Origin of the sequence: Streptomyces sp. NPDC015139 (assembly GCF_043079785.1) — a bacterium.
In the GTDB taxonomy this organism is placed as follows: Bacteria; Actinomycetota; Actinomycetes; order Streptomycetales; family Streptomycetaceae; genus Streptomyces; species Streptomyces albidocamelliae.
In genome coordinates this window covers 66223-81429 of the sequence record NZ_JBIBUW010000006.1, presented here as the reverse complement: position 1 = coordinate 81429, position 15207 = coordinate 66223, and the positions used below count along the sequence as shown (strand labels likewise).

Annotated in this window: 15 protein-coding genes; 10 read left to right on the top strand and 5 right to left on the bottom strand. The window is 72.9% G+C overall.

The window, feature by feature from the left end; all coding sequences use genetic code 11:
• Positions 1 to 67 precede the first annotated feature (67 nt).
• On the top strand, positions 68 to 1060 hold the full coding sequence (gene mgrA / locus ACF08B_RS17955; RefSeq protein WP_392318213.1) for an L-glyceraldehyde 3-phosphate reductase: 993 nt from the start codon (positions 68 to 70) through the stop codon (positions 1058 to 1060).
• Between the two features lie 21 nt (positions 1061 to 1081).
• Here the strand turns inward: mgrA and ACF08B_RS17950 are convergent, their stop codons facing one another.
• Positions 1082 to 2092 (bottom strand): oxidoreductase, encoded by a 1011-nt coding sequence (locus tag ACF08B_RS17950; protein ID WP_392318212.1) that lies wholly within the window; start codon positions 2090 to 2092, stop codon positions 1082 to 1084.
• 73 nt (positions 2093 to 2165) lie between these two features.
• Between ACF08B_RS17950 and ACF08B_RS17945 the strand changes: the two genes are divergently transcribed.
• Complete coding sequence (locus tag ACF08B_RS17945; RefSeq protein ID WP_392318211.1) at positions 2166 to 3083, top strand: AraC family transcriptional regulator; 918 nt, start codon at positions 2166 to 2168, stop codon at positions 3081 to 3083.
• Positions 3084 to 3113: 30 nt separating this feature from the next.
• Here the strand turns inward: ACF08B_RS17945 and ACF08B_RS17940 are convergent, their stop codons facing one another.
• Positions 3114 to 3497, bottom strand: a complete 384-nt coding sequence (locus tag ACF08B_RS17940) for a nuclear transport factor 2 family protein (protein ID WP_392318210.1) — start codon at positions 3495 to 3497, stop codon at positions 3114 to 3116.
• A gap of 313 nt (positions 3498 to 3810) precedes the next feature.
• Here ACF08B_RS17940 and ACF08B_RS17935 point away from each other — a divergent pair, with 313 nt between their 5' ends.
• From ACF08B_RS17935 to ACF08B_RS17920, 4 genes are all read left to right on the top strand, one after another.
• Complete coding sequence (locus tag ACF08B_RS17935) at positions 3811 to 4221, top strand: hypothetical protein (RefSeq protein WP_093479746.1); 411 nt, start codon at positions 3811 to 3813, stop codon at positions 4219 to 4221.
• A 79-nt stretch (positions 4222 to 4300) separates the two neighbouring features.
• Positions 4301 to 6652: an FHA domain-containing protein gene (locus ACF08B_RS17930; RefSeq protein WP_392318209.1), complete on the top strand. Its 2352-nt coding sequence runs from the start codon at positions 4301 to 4303 to the stop codon at positions 6650 to 6652.
• The gene (locus tag ACF08B_RS17925) at positions 6649 to 7200 is read left to right on the top strand and encodes a hypothetical protein (RefSeq protein ID WP_392318208.1); all 552 of its coding nucleotides are present in this window, start codon (positions 6649 to 6651) and stop codon (positions 7198 to 7200) included. Before ACF08B_RS17930 ends, ACF08B_RS17925 begins: the two co-directional genes overlap by 4 nt.
• Positions 7200 to 8234: a protein kinase gene (locus ACF08B_RS17920; RefSeq protein ID WP_392318207.1), complete on the top strand. Its 1035-nt coding sequence runs from the start codon at positions 7200 to 7202 to the stop codon at positions 8232 to 8234. The genes ACF08B_RS17925 and ACF08B_RS17920 overlap by 1 nt, the downstream gene beginning before the upstream one ends.
• Here the strand turns inward: ACF08B_RS17920 and ACF08B_RS17915 are convergent.
• The gene (locus ACF08B_RS17915) at positions 8231 to 9499 is read right to left on the bottom strand and encodes a streptophobe family protein (protein ID WP_392318206.1); all 1269 of its coding nucleotides are present in this window, start codon (positions 9497 to 9499) and stop codon (positions 8231 to 8233) included. The genes ACF08B_RS17920 and ACF08B_RS17915 overlap by 4 nt on opposite strands.
• Before the next feature lie 344 nt (positions 9500 to 9843).
• Here ACF08B_RS17915 and ACF08B_RS17910 point away from each other — a divergent pair, with 344 nt between their 5' ends.
• On the top strand, positions 9844 to 11205 hold the full coding sequence (locus ACF08B_RS17910; protein WP_392318205.1) for a DUF6777 domain-containing protein: 1362 nt from the start codon (positions 9844 to 9846) through the stop codon (positions 11203 to 11205).
• A gap of 146 nt (positions 11206 to 11351) precedes the next feature.
• The gene (locus tag ACF08B_RS17905) at positions 11352 to 11804 is read left to right on the top strand and encodes an ATP-binding protein (RefSeq protein ID WP_392318204.1); all 453 of its coding nucleotides are present in this window, start codon (positions 11352 to 11354) and stop codon (positions 11802 to 11804) included.
• A 66-nt stretch (positions 11805 to 11870) separates the two neighbouring features.
• Here ACF08B_RS17905 and ACF08B_RS17900 read toward each other — a convergent pair whose 3' ends face one another.
• A complete protein-coding gene (locus tag ACF08B_RS17900; protein WP_392318203.1) occupies positions 11871 to 12758 on the bottom strand; it encodes an RNA polymerase sigma factor SigF in 888 nt (295 codons plus the stop codon).
• Positions 12759 to 13003: 245 nt separating this feature from the next.
• On the opposite strand from ACF08B_RS17900, the gene ACF08B_RS17895 reads away from it, so the two are divergent.
• Entirely contained in the window at positions 13004 to 13399 is a 396-nt protein-coding gene (locus ACF08B_RS17895) for a helix-turn-helix domain-containing protein (protein ID WP_392318202.1), read from the top strand.
• Between the two features lie 2 nt (positions 13400 to 13401).
• Here the strand turns inward: ACF08B_RS17895 and ACF08B_RS17890 are convergent, their stop codons facing one another.
• The gene (locus ACF08B_RS17890; protein WP_392318201.1) at positions 13402 to 14598 is read right to left on the bottom strand and encodes an epoxide hydrolase family protein; all 1197 of its coding nucleotides are present in this window, start codon (positions 14596 to 14598) and stop codon (positions 13402 to 13404) included.
• A gap of 121 nt (positions 14599 to 14719) precedes the next feature.
• Here ACF08B_RS17890 and ACF08B_RS17885 point away from each other — a divergent pair, with 121 nt between their 5' ends.
• Positions 14720 to 15202, top strand: coding sequence for a VOC family protein (locus ACF08B_RS17885; protein WP_093479754.1), 483 nt, complete (start codon positions 14720 to 14722; stop codon positions 15200 to 15202).
• Positions 15203 to 15207: the final 5 nt, after the last annotated feature.

Here is a 15207-nt window from a genome sequence, read left to right as displayed (position 1 = left end):
GACGCCCGACCGGACCGGACGCCGCCGGGAGCCGGTAAGACCGTGTGCCAACCCCTCTGGAGTCGCGTTGTACACCGCACACCCCGACCGATACGCCGACATGCCCTACCGGCGCACCGGGCGCAGCGGACTGAAACTCCCCGCGCTGTCGCTCGGCCTGTGGCACAACTTCGGGCCCGACCGGCCCGCCGAGACCCAGCGCGCCATCCTGCGCCGCGCCTTCGACCTCGGCGTCACCCACTTCGACCTCGCCAACAACTACGGTCCGCCGCCCGGTGCCGCCGAGTCCGCGCTGGGCGACGCCCTGCGGGCCGACCTCGCGCCGTACCGCGACGAGCTGGTCATCTCCACCAAGGCCGGCTATCTGATGTGGCCCGGCCCGTACGGCGAATGGGGCTCGCGCAAGTACCTGCTGTCCTCCCTCGACCAGAGCCTCACCCGGATGGGCCTGGACTACGTCGACGTCTTCTACTCGCACCGCCCCGACCCGGACACTCCGCTGGAGGAGACGATGGGCGCGCTGCACTCGGCCGTGCAGCAGGGCAAGGCGCTCTACGTGGGCGTGTCCAACTACTCCGCCGAGCAGACCCGTGAGGCCGCCCGCATCCTCGCCGACCTCGGCACCCCGCTCCTCATCCACCAGCCGCGCTACTCGATGCTGGACCGGCGTCCCGAGGACGAGGGACTGCTCGACGCCCTCGACGAGCTCCAGGTGGGCTCCATCGTCTACTCCCCGCTGGAGCAGGGCCTGCTCACCGGCCGCTACCTCGACGGCATCCCGGAGGACTCCCGGGCGGCGAGCGACAGTCCCTTCCTGAACTCGGACGCGGTCACCGAGGAGCTCGTGGGCAGGCTGCGGGCCCTCGACGAGGTCGCCAAGTCCCGCGGCCAGACCCTGGCCCAGCTGGCCCTGGCCTGGGTGCTGCGCGGCGGCCGGGTCACCTCCGCCCTCGTCGGCGCGAGCAGCCCCCGGCAGCTGGAGGACAGCGTCGGCGCCATCCGGGCCCTCGACTTCGACGCCGAGGAACTGGCGCGCATCGACGCCATCGTCAAGGGCTGAACGGCTCGGGCGGGGGCGCGGTCAGGCGGTGAGCCCCTCGCTCACCGCCCACAGCCGCGCCGCCGCCTCCGGGTCGACCGCGTAGGGCAGCACACCGGGCAGCTCGGCCGTGGCGTACCAGTCGGCCTCCGTCTCCGGGGCGACCAGCGGGCTGATGTCGCAGTTCTCGCAGTAGACGCCGCCGAGTCCGTCGAGCCGCGGGCTGGTGGCGCACCACACGCCGGTGGCCGCTCCCTGCTGGACGGTCTTGAGCTGCCGGGCGGGGTCGATGACGACGCGGCCCTCGTCGTCGACGGCGCCGGCCGCCCGCAGGGCCTCGGCGGAGACGTGCTTGGCGAGACCGGTGTCGACGATGGTGCCGGGATGCACGGCTAAGGCCCGCACGCCGTGCGCCCGGCCCCGCCGGTCCAGCTCCACGGCGAACAGTGCGTTGGCGGTCTTCGACTGGCCGTAGGCGACGAACGGTTCGTAGGGCCGCCGCTCGAAGTGCAGGTCGTCGAAGACGACGGGGGAGAAGCGGATGCCCCGGGAGGACAGCGCGACCACCCGCGCCCCGTGCGCCGCCACCAGGGCGGGCCACAGCCGGGCGGTCAGCCGGAAGTGCCCGAGGTGGTTGGTCGCGAACTGCGCCTCGTGTCCGCGCGCGTCGCGGGTCAGCGGGGTCGCCATGATCCCGGCGCTGTTCACCAGGATGTGCAGCGGACGGCCGGAGGCCAGGAACCTCGCGGCGAAGGCGTCGACGGACGCCGGGTCGATCAGGTCCATCCGCTCCACCTCGACGCCGTCGAGCTCCTTCAGCGCGGCCCGGGCCCGCTCCGGGTCCCGGGCCGGTACGACGACCCGGGCGCCCGCGGCCCGCAGGGCGCGGCTGGTCTCCAGACCGATGCCCGAGTGGCCGCCGGTGACGACGGCGACCCTGCCGGTCAGATCGACGCCCTCGATGACGTCCTGCGCCGTGGACGCGGCGCCGAAACCGGAGGGGAGGGGCTGCTGTGCGGTGGTCATGACGGGTGTCTCCTCGTGCCGGGTCATGACTCCACCGTAGGCAGCGGGACTCGTACGATGAATGCTTGAGAGTGCGCCGTACTTGCGCGATAGTTCGACCATGTCCGTCGATCCCCTCTCCGACGCCCTCGCCGTGGCCGACGCCCGCGGGGTGTTCTCCGGCGGTTTCACGGCCGGTGGCCGCTGGGCCATCCGGCTGCGGGGGCGCGACAGGCTCAAGGTCAACGTCCTCGCGCGCGGCTCCTGCCTGCTCGTCGCCGAGGGCGGAGCCGGGCCGGTGACGCTGGCCGAGGGCGACGTCGTCGTCTCCGACGGCCGGCGTTCCTACGTGCTGTGCAGCGATCCGGCGCTCACCCCGACGGACCCGGCCGACGTCGCCGTGGACCCGGACACCGCCGTCGGCGCGCTCGGCGGGGGAGAGGAGGTGCTGTGCCTCTCCGGGCACATCGACCTCAGCCGGGACGGCGGCGACCTGCTGCGCCGGGCCCTGCCGGACCTGATCCACGTGCGGGCCGGCGCCACCGAGGCACCCGTGCTGCGCTGGCTCACCGGGCAGCTGATGGCGGAGATGAGCGGTGGCCGGGCCGGTTCCGCCTTCAGCTCCGACCACCTGGCCCAGCTGATGTTCGTCCAGGTGCTGCGCGCCTGCCTGAACGAGGCCGCGGGGCTGCCGCCCGGCTGGCTGCGGGCCCTCGCGGACGAGCGGCTGGCCCCGGCCCTGCGCCTGATGCACGCCGACCCGGCCCGGCCGTGGCAGCTGCGGGAACTGGCGGCGGCCGCCGCGATGTCCCGGACCACCTTCGCCGTCCGGTTCCGCGCGGCCGCCGGAGTGCCACCGCTCACCTACCTGCAGAACTGGCGCATGAGCCTGGCCGCCCGCGCGCTCCGCGAGGACGCCACCCCGGTGGCGGAACTGGCCCGCGCGGTCGGCTACGGCTCCGAGAGCGCCTTCAGCAACGCCTTCAAACGCACGGTCGGCGTCGCGCCCCGCCGCTACCGGGACACGGTCAGGGGCTGAGCCCGCCCGCGCGGGCACGGACAGGCGGTGTCAGGCGCCCGTCGGCACCCGGTCGAGGAAGCCGAGTACCTGCCGGATACGGCCCTCCTCGTCCAGCGTCACCACGTCGAACCCGGCCACCGGCGCCGAGCCGTCGGCCTCGTTCACCAGCTCCCAGCCGAAACGCGCGGTGTCGTGGTGCCCGTCCACCGCACCGAGCGGACGGAACACGAAGCCCGGGAACTGCTCGTGGACCGCGGCGATCACGGCTGCGATCCCCGCGTGCCCGCGCACCTCGGCGAGCGGGTCGGTGTACCCGCCGTCCGCGGTCCACGCGGCGGCGACCGCCTTCTCGACCGCCGCCGGCTCGGTGGCGTTCCAGGCCTCGAAGTAACGGGCGGCGGCACTCTCGTAACGGTTCGTGTTCGCGGACATGGTGATGCACCCTCCATCGAGGTCGTCATTCCTGCTCTGGGCCCGGATCCAGGTCTCGCCGATCCGGTGGGACCACCATGCCCGGGGCGTCATGGGCGGGTCGATTACCTCGGGCGTCATGCCCGCACCCCGGACGGCCGGTGTAATTCCGGCCAGAACGGACGGTGAATATGCCAACAGACTGGCCGGAAAGTCGTGGTGACTCTGTTTCGGCAGTGGCGATACTCGAACGTCAGGGGCACTTCACCGCACAGGGGCCGCGCGGAAAGCGAGGACCGGCCGGCCACCAGGCGAGGCGACGGGGGAGTGAGACGTGCACGACGAATTCCTGTGCCATGTCACGGCATACGGCATGTGCGACGGACGGCGCATCGGCGTACCGCTCGGCACCTACCGCGCGCCCACCCTGGCGCTGGCGCTGTGGTGGCTGCGGGACCGGGCCTCGTGGATCGCCGAGCGGCTCGATCCGAGCCCCGGGGACGGGACCTACCCGGCGGGCGCGCTCGTGCCGGTGGCGGACACGGTGGCCGACGTGCCCGCTCTGCTGCGGGCCTGGTGCGCCGACGACGCCCGGCAGGAGCTGGTCGCCGACGAGCTCGCGGGCGGGCGCCTGGTGCGGATCGCCGCCAGTGACGACACCACCGAGTACGAACTGCTCGCCGAGTCCGTCGACGCCCTGCGCATGCAGCGCACCCTCCCGGCCCTCGTCATGCCCGTCGCCTGACACGTGTCGGTGGACCGGGCCACCTCCGCGCATCTCCGTGGGCAGGCCCGAACGCGGATGAATCGGTAGAATCCTGACCATGGCGGAGCGGCCGGTCGCCCCGACGGCGCCCGAACTCGTCCTGGAGACCGACACGGGCTGCACGGTCATGAGCCCGGGTCACGACTATCACGTCGGACGTGACCCGCTGAGCGACATAGTCCTCGACGACGCCCGGGTCTCCTGGCACCACGCGGTCCTACGCTGCGCCCACGACCGGTGGACCCTGGCGGACGAGCGGAGCACCAACGGCACCTGGGCCGACGGACACAGGATCGAGCGCTGGGACGTACGGCCCGGCAGCGAGATCCGCTTCGGCAATCCCACCGACGGCCCGCGCGCCGTCCTGACCGGCGCCCCCGAACCCGCCCGGGACCGGCCCTCCGCGGTGTCGATGCCCGAACTCACCGGCACCTTCCGCCGGCCCACCAACGTCCGGCCGCTGCCCGCGCGCACCATCCGCATCGGCCGCGCCCCCGACAACGACCTCGTGGTGGACGACCTGACCGTCTCCCGCCGGCACGCCGAACTGCGCGCGCACACCGACGGCACCTACGACATCGTCGACCTCGGCAGCCACAACGGCACGTACCTCAACGGCCGGGCCACCACCCAGGCACCGGTCGGCCCCGGCGACACCATCGGCGTCGGGCACTCCGTGTTCTGCCTGGTGGGCGACGAACTCCAGGAGTACGTCGACACCGGCGAGGTCTCCCTCGACGTCCAGGACCTCACCGTCGCGGTCGACGACGGCGACACGGTCCTGCTGGACCACGTGTCCTTCCCGGTCGGGGAGAAGTGCCTGCTCGCTGTCGTCGGCCCGAGCGGCGCCGGCAAGTCCACCCTGCTGAACGCCCTGACCGGGCAGCGCCCCGCCGACCGCGGCACCGTCCTGTACGACGGCCGCGACCTCTACCGCGACTACGCCGAACTGCGCGGACGCATCGGACTGGTCCCGCAGGACGACATCCTGCACCCCCAGCTCACCGTCCGCGCCGCCCTGTCGTACGCCGCCGAACTGCGCTTCCCGGAGGACACCGCGAAGACCGAACGGCTCGCCCGGGTCGACGAGGTGATCCGCGAACTCGGCCTCGAACAACGCGCGGAGCAACCCGTGCACACCCTCTCCGGCGGCCAGCGCAAACGCGTCAGCGTCGCCCTGGAACTGCTCACCAAGCCCTCCCTGCTCTTCCTGGACGAGCCCACCTCCGGTCTCGACCCGGGCATGGACCGCTCGGTGATGAACATGCTCCGCGGGCTCGCCGACGACGGCCGCACGGTCATCGTGGTCACGCACAGCGTGCTGAGCCTGGGCGTGTGCGACCGCCTCCTGGTGCTGGCCCCCGGCGGCAAGGTCGCCTACTACGGCCCGCCCGGCGACGCCCTCGCCTTCTTCGGCTTCGAGCAATGGCCTGAGGCCTTCGAGGCGTTCGACCGCGACCCGGAGCGCGACTGGGCCCGGGAGTACCGCGAGTCGCCGTTCCACCGGCACTACGTCACCGAAGCCACCACCCGGCCCCACCACCCCGGACCGGCTCCCGTCGCGCCGGCGCCACCTCCCCGGCCCCGCAGTGCCGCGGCGCAGTTCGCCACCCTCGTCCGCCGGTACACGGCCGTCCTCGGCGCCGACCGCACCTTCCTCCTGATCATGATCGCCCTGCCGTTCGTCATGGGCGCCATGGCCCGGGCCCTGGCGGGCGGCGCGCTCGTCCGGGACACGGCGATGAACACGCTGCTCATCCTGTGCGTCGGGGCGGTACTGACCGGAGCCGCCAACGCGGTACGCGAACTGGTCAAGGAACGCGCCGTGTACCGCCGCGAACGGGCCGTCGGTCTGCCCAGATCCGCCTACCTGATGTCCAAGGTCGCGGTGCTCGGCACGATCACCGTCGCGCAGGCCGTCGTCCTCACCCTGGTCGCGCTGCTCGGCGTCGACCTCGGCGCCCCCGACGGCAAGGGCGTCCTGCTGCCCCCGCTCGCCGAGATCACCCTCGCCGTCGCGCTCCTCGCGTTCACGGCGATGATGCTCGGCCTGCTGGTCTCCGCACTGGTGCGCAAGGAGGAGGTGACGATGCCGCTGCTGGTGCTGCTCGCGATCGTCCAGGTCGTCTTCTGCGGTGCCCTGCTCCCCCTGGACGGCATGCCCGGCCTGGAACAGCTCGCCTGGCTCGTGCCGTCCCGCTGGGCGCTCGGCGCCATGGCCGGCACCGTCGGACTCTCCCGGATCGTGCCCGGCGACCTCACCGCCGACCCCCTGTTCCGGCACTCCGCGGGCGTCTGGCTGCTCGACCTGGCCATGCTGCTGGTGCTCTCCGCCCTCTACGGGTTGGCGGTCGCCCGGCTGCTGCGCCGGCACGAGCCGGCCGTGATGCGGAAGCGGGCGGCCCGATGACCAAAGTCCCCGGCCCCGGATTCCGGCCCACGCATGTCGTCCCGGCACACGGGCTGCCCGCCTGGGAGGCGCCCGACCCGGCCCGGCCCACCGTGCCGCTGGACCCCCTGCTGCCCGTCCAGCTCGTGGAACGGCGCGGCGACTGGGGGCACATCGTGTGCGCCAACGGCTGGGGCGCCTGGGTCGACGGCCGCCTCCTGGTCACCGTCCCCGAGGACCCGCCGGCCGGCGACGGCCCGGTCGGCACCGCCGATCCGCGGCCCCTGCTGGCCCGGGTCGAACAGGCCCTCGCCGACTTCCGGACCGCGGTGGAGCAACTGGCCGCCGGCGACCTGGACGGCGAGGACTTCCAGGACCGCACCGAGGGCCTGCGGATCGGGATCGTCGTCGACGGCGAGTCCATGTGGATCTACGACGCCCGGGAGGAGCGGTGGATGTACGGCGACGGACGCCGGCTGAACGCCTACGCCACCGACCGGGAGATCACCGACACGGAGGCCGCCGGGCACGCCTCGACCCGGTTCGCCGCACCCGAGGGTGAGCGCTGATGGCCGGGGAGACCAGCCTGTTCCGCGGGCGCCCCTCCGAACTGATCGGCCGCCGGGTGGCCGGCTACCTCATCGAGAGCGAGGTCGGCCGCGGCGGCATGGCCGTCGTCTACCGCGCCCGCGACCTGCGACTGGACCGCACGGTGGCGCTCAAGCTGCTCGCGCCGGAACTCGCCCGCAACGACACCTTCCGCCGACGCTTCACCCACGAGTCCCAGGTCGCCGCCGCGATCGACCATCCGCACATCGTGCCGGTGTTCGAGGCCGGCGAGACGGACGGCGTGCTCTACATCGCCATGCGCTACGTCCCCGGCAGCGACCTGCGCCACCTGCTCGACCAGCGCGGTCCGCTGCCGCTCGCGGACACCGTGCGGATCAGCGCCCAGGTCGCCTCCGCCCTCGACGCCGCCCATGAACACGGTCTGGTGCACCGGGACGTCAAGCCCGGCAACATCCTGATCGCCGCGGGCACCGACAGCGACCACCCCGAGCACGTGTACCTCACCGACTTCGGGCTCACCAAGAAGTCGCTCTCCCTGACCGGCTTCACCAGCGTCGGCCAGTTCGTCGGCACCCTCGACTACGTGGCCCCCGAGCAGATCTCCGGCCGCCCGGTCGACGGCCGCTGCGACGTCTACGGGCTGGCCTGTGTCGTCCACGAGGCCCTCACCGGGCGCCCGCCCTTCCAGCGCGAGGACGACATGGCGCTGCTCTGGGCCCACCAGTACGACGATCCGCCGCCGCCGAGCGGTGCGCGGCCGGGCCTCCCCGCCGCCGTCGACACCGTCTTCGCCCGCGCCCTCGCCAAGAGCCCCGACGCCCGCTACGACACCTGCCTCGACTTCGTCGCCGCCCTGCGCGCGGCCGGCACGCCCGTACCGGCCGCCCCGCCCGCCGCCTCGGCCCCGCAGGCGACCGCCAAGCCGACGCCCGTACCCACACCCGCGTCCCCGCCCGCGGCGAGCGGACCGGACCGTCCGGCGCCGACCGTGCCCGCGCCCCCGCGCTGGGCCGACCCCGTGTTCCGGGCCTAGGGCCCGCCCGTTCCGCGTCCGCGGTGCACCGGGCGGGCCGGCAGCGCCCCCAGGAAGCCGGTCACCAGCCCCCACAGCGCGCCCAGAGCCACCGCCTGCCACAGGTGGGGCAGGAGGAACAGTTCCCCGGACAGTCCGCCGCCCAGGTCGCCGATGCCGAGCAGGGACAGCGCGTAATGCGCCGAGATCCGCCCGGTCAGACAGATCATCAGCATCGTCAGGGCCAGCGCGACGGCCAGCCGCACGGCGTGCTGCCACGGACGGACCCGGGCCGGTGAGCACACCGCCGTCCGGAACGCGACGGCGAGCAGCAGAAGCGCGTCCACGACGACCAGCCACACGTACCGGCCGTCGTAGTCGGTGAGGGAGCCCAGGTTCAGTTCCGAGACGTCCGGGGTGCGCAGGACGGCGTCCAGGACGTGTGGCAGCGGCAGCCCGAACGGACCGTCGACGCGGCCGTCCCAGGTCGCCCCGAGGCCGAGACCGAAGCCCAGCCAGGCCACATTGGGCAGGCCCAGCAGGATCAGCGCGAAGGTCGTGGTCACGTGCCCGCGCGTGGCCGCGACGATCAGTGCCGTGACGAGGCCGATGGCGACGCAGGCGAGGAGCAGCACGACCATCGCGTGCGCCGCCGGGCGCACCGACTCCTGGAAGCGCAGCAGCCGCCCCGGCAGCGGCGCCCCGCGCGCGACCGCCAGCGCCAGTACGAGCACCCCGGCGAGCCACAGCAGTCCGAACAGCACGGTCAGCGGGACGTTCGTGGCGAAGCCCACCTTCGGCGCCGCGCCGAACAGCTCCGCGAGATCGCTGAGTGTGCCGCTGCCCATGTCGACGGCGAAGGTCTGCCGGGCGCCGAGGGCCAGACCGACCAGGGCGAGCACCCACAGCACCGCGATCCTCGCGGCCCACCCGGCCAGTTCCCGCACCGAGGCGACCGCCCGGTGCCGCAGCGGGCGCAGAAAGCCACCGCCGATCAGCAGCGCGCCGGCGAGGGTCACCGACAGCGGCATCACGGTGACCCCGGCCCGTGACTCGGCCAGCGCGCCCGCGTCGCCCGCCAGTTCGATGCTGCCGCCGACCGCCGTCACCAAGGTGGCCGCGACGACCCTCGCAAACGCGCCGTCCGGCAGATCGGCGGCCCCGGCCGCCCACAGCCCGAGTGCCGCCAACAGCGTCATGACCGCGAGCGCGACCAGCACGGTGCCCACGGCCTGGACCCAGCCGTGACGGGCGACCGGGCGCTCGGAGACGGTGGGAGGGCTCACGTCTGCCACGCTAAGCAGCTTCCGGGCACCGCGCCCGCCGGGTGGGCCGGCCGTCCGCGTCGGCTTGCGAGCGTCACCCGACTGCGACACACAATGGGATCAACGTGCACCCGAACGCAGCAGACAGGGTGTGACCGCCAAGTAGCCGCACGAGCCGCGCAGCGCGACGACCGCGACGGGAAGAAGGCCCCGTGAGCGTCGACCCTCCGTCCTCCGGCCGCCCCACCGGGCCGCCCTCAGGGCCCCTGTCGGGATCCAGCCGGCCGCCCACCGGGCCGCCTCCCTCGCAGCCGCCCGGCAGGGGCACCGGCCCCGGGCAGCCGCACGGGCCGTGGTGGAAGTCCGTGCCCCGCGTGGTCGCGGCCACTGCGGCCGTGATCGTCGCCGTCGTCCTGGCGGTCGTCTTCACCCGCGGTGGCGGCGGTTCCTCCGCCAAGGGCGGCGAGGTCTTCCTGCAGTCCGCCGGCAGCACGGGCCGGGACCCGTACACGCCGTCGACCGCCCGGCAGAACTCCGCCGCTCCGGAACCGGCCGTCTCCGCCATGCCCACCACGGGAGCGGCCAACGAGGTACGCGGAGTGGAGGGCGGGGCGCCCGGTCTGTACACCGGCACCAAGAACGTCCCCGCCTGCGACGTGGACAAGCAGATCACCTACCTGCGGGCGGACCCGGCCAAGAACCGGTCCTTCGCCTCCGCCTCCGGTGTCCAACCGTCCGGCGTACCGGCCTATCTGCGCTCGCTCACCCCCGTCCAGCTGCGCGTCGACACCCGCGTCACCGACCACGGCTACCGTGCCGGATCCGGCACCGCCCAGCAGGCCGTGCTCCAGGCGGGCACCGCCGTCCTGGTCGACGGACACGGCGTGCCCCGGGTGCGCTGCGCGAGCGGCAACCCGCTGACCCCGCCGGTCGCCCAGCGGGCCACACCCAGGATCGTGGGGCAGCGCTGGTCGGCGTACAGCCCCACGCGCGTGGTCGTGGTGACGCCCGCGGCGAAGCCCGTCAAGGTCTTCGTGCTCTTCGACACCCGCCACGACGACTGGATCCACCGCCAGCGCGGCGACCACGACTGCCGGCACGACCGGCACGCCGCGCCGCCGGTGCTGCCGAACCCCTGGAACGCGCCGAGGCCGAGCGGGTCCCCGACCTCGCCGCCGAACTCCTCCACGTCCCCGTCGTCCCCGTCGTCCACCTCACCGTCCGAGTCGAAGCCGTCGGGGTCCAAGCCGTCGGGGTCCAAGCCCTCGGGGTCCAAGCCCTCGGAATCCAAGCCCTCGGGGTCCGAGCCGTCGGGATCGAAGTCCTCCGAGTCGAAGTCACCGGAGTCGGGATCCAAGACGCCCGAGTCCAAGACCCCCGAGTCCAAGACGCCCGAGTCGAAGACTCCGGAGAGCAAACCGGAGTCGAAGACGCCCGAGTCCAAGACCCCCGAGTCCAAGACCCCCGAGTCGAAGACTCCGGAGAGCAAGCCGGAGTCGAAGACCCCCGAGTCCAAGAACCCCGAGTCCAAGACCCCGGAGAGCAAGCCGCCGGCGTCGAAGACCCCCGAGTCGGCCAGCCAGGCGCCGACCTCGCAGCAGCAGTCCGCGACCGAGCCGGTCGCCCCGACCTCCGGCTCAGCGCCGGCCGAGACGTCCACGTTCACCACCCGGTCCGGTAACGTCACGCCGCCGCAGTCGCCACGGAGCGTGTCGCCTACGGTATGAGCGGCGGATCCACACGCCCGGCCGTCGCCGTGAGCATCGCCACTGTGCGCGCTGGGCGAACGTGGGACTGCCGGGCCGGGCTCGGGGTAAGGGGACTGGTGCAACAGCGAGCGGCCGGCCGGAGCGGGCCTACCGAGAGAGACAGCATGACCGAACACCTGGGCGGGGCAGTGATACCGACTGGTTTCGACGTACCCGTGGAGCCACTGCGACGGGCGGCGCATTACACCGGCGAGCCCGGATGCATCGCGGAGGCGCGCGCGTTCGCCGCCCAGTTCCTGGAGCAGCTGCGCACGGAATGGTGCGCCGCCACCGACAGCCGTGCCGACGGTGAGCTGCTCCTCATGGTGAGCGAGCTGGTGACCAACGCCGACCGGCACAGCGACGGCCCGTACATCCTGGAGCTGGAGGGCACCGACAGCTCCGTCACGGTGTCCGTGTACGACAGCAGCGGCACCCTGCCCCGGCGCTACCCGAAGGACCCGCAGCGCGTCGGACGGCACGGTCTGGAGATCGTGCACGCCCTCGCCTCGGCGGTCACCGTGGAGCGTGTGCCCGTGGGCAAGTGCGTGCGCGCCCGCTTCGAGCTGAAACGCTGACCGGCCGGACACGGCCGAGGAGCGGACCCAAGGGGCGGACCGGACGGTCCGCCCCGAACCCGTGTCTCAGGCGCAGCCGAGTTCGCCGAGCATCCCCTGGCGCAGCCGGGTGATGATCCGCTTGATCAGCCGGGAGACGTGCATCTGGGAGCAGCCGAGCCGTTCCCCGATCTCCGCCTGCGTGGCCTCCTCGACGAAGCGCATGTGGATGATCTGCCGGTCTCGGTCGCTCAGCTCCGCCATCAGCGGCGCGAGCGCGTGGAAGTCCTCGACGAGCCGCAGGCCCTCCTCCTCGACGCCGATGAAGTCGGCGAGGACGGACTCGCCGTGCTCGGGACCGTCACCGGTGAGCGCGGCGTCCAGGGAGGCGGAGTTGTAGCCGTTGGAGGCGAGCTGGGCCTCGACCACCTCGCCCTCGGAGAGGTTCATGAGCGTGGCGAGTTCGGCGACCGTGGGGTCCCGGTCCAGCCGGCTGGACAGCTCCTCGCGCGCCTTGGCGAGTTCCACCCGCAGTTCCTGGAGCCGGCGTGGTACGTGCACCGCCCAGGTGGTGTCCCGGAAGAACCGCTTGATCTCACCGACGATGTACGGCAGCGCGAAGGAGGTGAACTCGACCTCGCGCGCCAGCTCGAACCGGTCGATGGCCTTGATCAGCCCGATCATGCCGGTCTGGACGATGTCCTCCATGTCGTCGCCGCGGTTGCGGAACCGGCCCGCGGCGAACCGCACGAGCGACATGTTCATCTCGATGAGGGTGTTGCGCGCGTACTGGTACTCGTGCGTCCCCTCGTCCAGTTCGGCCAGCCGGCGGAAGAACTGGCGGGACAGCTCACGTGCGTCACGCGGAGCGACGGTCTTGGGGTCCGCGATCCCAGGCAGTGATCCCTCGCCCGTCCTGTGCTGCTCGGTCTTCTCGGTGACCTCTGCTTGCGACCGGATCCCGGCGGTTTTCATTACCTCTCCCACGAAAGTCACGGTTCGACGACTACTGCACCTGCGGCCTCGGTGTCCGTTTCTTTCCGAATTCTGCGTAAGGCGCGTGTTCCCCGGTACCCCTCATCCGGAGGTTCACGCCTTCTCGGCGGAGTGCTCACTCCTCGGGTACCCCCGGTGACGCCGAGCATGCGTCCCCGGGGATTTCCCTCTGGGCGCAACGCCCGCCCCTTGATCCGGCGGCCCCGGCTCCTAGGCTGACCCGGGTGAGCGATCAGGTGAGCGACGAAGCCCGGGTGATCCCGCTGCGACCGGCCCCCGCCCGCCCCGACGCGGGCCGGCCCGGGGAACCGCCGCCGAGAGAACCGCTGTGGCGCGATCTGGTCGGCGAGGTGCTGCGCCGGGAGCGCCGGGCACAGGAGCGCACGATCAAGGACGTGGCCGAGGCGGCCCGTATCTCGCTGCCCTATCTGTCCGAGGTCGAGCGCGGCCGCAAGGAAGCCTCCTCGGAGGTCCTCGCGGCCGCCGCCCACGCGCTCGGCCTGGGCCTCGGCGAGCTGCTGTCGCTGGCGCACGGCGAGCTGACCCGCCGGACGACCCCGCACCGCCGGCCGGCCGCCGTGCCGCGCCGCCCGTACGACGGGCTCGCCCTGGCCGCCTGACGTCAGGTGCGGCGCAGCTGCCGGAAGAACGCCCGGACGTCGTCGACCAGCAGGTCCGGTTCCTCCATGGCCGCGAAGTGGCCGCCCCGGTCGAACTCCGTCCAGCGCACGAGGTTCTCGGTCCGCTCCGCCTTGTGCCGCAGCGCGATCTGCGGTTCGGCCGGGAACAGCGCGAGAGCGGTCGGCGCCGCGGACGGCTCCGTCGGCCGGGCGGTCCGGCCGACGGCGTGCGCCCGCTCGTAGTAGATACGGCCCGACGACCCGGCCGTACCGGTCAGCCAGTACAGCATCACGTTCGTCAGCAGCCGGTCCCGGCCGACCGCCTCCTCCGGCAGTTCCTCGGAGTCCGACCACTCCCGGAACTTCTCCACGATCCAGGCGAGCTGGCCGACGGGGGAGTCCGTCAGGGCGTACGCCAGGGTGTGCGGCCGGGTGGACTGCAAGGCGGCGTACCCCGTGCCCTCGCGCGACCACTCCGCCCAGCGCCGCCAGGACCGCAGCGTCCGCTCCCGCTCCTCGGGGCCGAGCCCGGCCAGCTCGTCCTCCGTCGGCTCGGTGGCCGCCTGGCCGCCGGGCAGCAGATTCAGATGGACGCCGATCACCCGGTCGCAGTGGGCCCGGCCCAGCTCCCGGGAGACGGCCGCGCCCCAGTCGCCGCCCTGCACCCCGAACCGTTCGTGACCGAGCCGCCGCATCAGCTCCGCCCAGGCGTCGGCCACCCGGCCCGCCTCCCAGCCCGGTTCGGTGGTGGGTCCGGACAGCCCGAAGCCCGGCAGGCTCGGCACGACGACGTGGAAGGCGTCCGCCGCGTCGCCGCCGTGCGCCACCGGGTCGGTGAGCGGGCCGACCACGTCCAGGAACTCCACGATCGAGCCCGGCCAGCCGTGGGTCAGCACCAGCGGGGTCGCGTCCGGCTCGGGGGAGCGCACCTGGGCGAAGTGGACGTTCGCCCCGTCGATCGTGGTGGTGAACTGCGGCCACCGGTTCAGCTCCGCCTCGGCGGCACGCCAGTCGTAGGTGTGCCGCCAGTACCGCACCAGGTCCCGCAGGTAGCCGGCCGGGACGCCGTACTCCCAGCCCGCGCCAGGCAGCTCGGCGGGCCAGCGGGTGCGGTCGAGGCGCTCGTACAGGTCGTCGAGGTCGCTCTGCGGGACGGACAGGCGGAAGGGCTCGATGCTCTCGGCAGGCGAAGAGGTCATGATCCGGATGCTAGGCGGACCCGCCGTTCACCCGCCCGGGTGTTTCCGGCGGACGGCCGATGAGTTCCGCACCGGGAACGGGTCGATACAGGCGAACGCATTCCACGCCCAGGAGGTGCCCATGACCACCGACGGATTCACCACGTGTCTCTGGTTCGACGGCCAGGCCGAGGAGGCCGCCGAGTTCTACGTGTCCGTCTTCAAGAACTCCAGCATCGGCCGGGTCAGCCACTACAGCGACTCCGGTTACGGAGAGACCGGCTCGGTGCTGACGGTCGAGTTCACCGCCAACGGACAGCGGTTCGTCGCCCTCAACGGCGGACCCCAGTTCACCTTCAACGAGGCCGTCTCCTTCCAGATCCTGTGCGCCGACCAGGCGGAGATCGACCACTACTGGGCCAAGCTCACCGAGAACGGCGGACAGCCCGGCCCGTGCGGCTGGCTCAAGGACCGGTACGGCGTGTCGTGGCAGGTCGTCTACGCCCGGCTGGCCGACATGATCCACGACCCGGACCGGGCGAAGGTCGACCGGGCCACGAAGGCCATGATGGCGATGGGCAAGCTGGACGTCGCCGCGCTCGACAGGGCGTACGCGGGGGAGTAGCGGGG

Excerpts from the sequence above, each read along its gene's own strand:
- ACF08B_RS17950 (WP_392318212.1), bottom strand. The coding sequence starts at position 2,092 with ATGACCCGGCACGAGGAGACACCCGTCATGACCACCGCACAGCAGCCC.
- ACF08B_RS17945 (WP_392318211.1), top strand. The coding sequence starts at position 2,166 with ATGTCCGTCGATCCCCTCTCCGACGCCCTCGCCGTGGCCGACGCCCGC.
- ACF08B_RS17940 (WP_392318210.1), bottom strand. The coding sequence starts at position 3,497 with ATGTCCGCGAACACGAACCGTTACGAGAGTGCCGCCGCCCGTTACTTC.
- ACF08B_RS17930 (WP_392318209.1), top strand. The coding sequence starts at position 4,301 with ATGGCGGAGCGGCCGGTCGCCCCGACGGCGCCCGAACTCGTCCTGGAG.
- ACF08B_RS17925 (WP_392318208.1), top strand. The coding sequence starts at position 6,649 with ATGACCAAAGTCCCCGGCCCCGGATTCCGGCCCACGCATGTCGTCCCG.
- ACF08B_RS17920 (WP_392318207.1), top strand. The coding sequence starts at position 7,200 with ATGGCCGGGGAGACCAGCCTGTTCCGCGGGCGCCCCTCCGAACTGATC.
- ACF08B_RS17905 (WP_392318204.1), top strand. The coding sequence starts at position 11,352 with ATGACCGAACACCTGGGCGGGGCAGTGATACCGACTGGTTTCGACGTA.
- ACF08B_RS17900 (WP_392318203.1), bottom strand. The coding sequence starts at position 12,758 with ATGAAAACCGCCGGGATCCGGTCGCAAGCAGAGGTCACCGAGAAGACC.
- ACF08B_RS17890 (WP_392318201.1), bottom strand. The coding sequence starts at position 14,598 with ATGACCTCTTCGCCTGCCGAGAGCATCGAGCCCTTCCGCCTGTCCGTC.
- ACF08B_RS17885 (WP_093479754.1), top strand. The coding sequence starts at position 14,720 with ATGACCACCGACGGATTCACCACGTGTCTCTGGTTCGACGGCCAGGCC.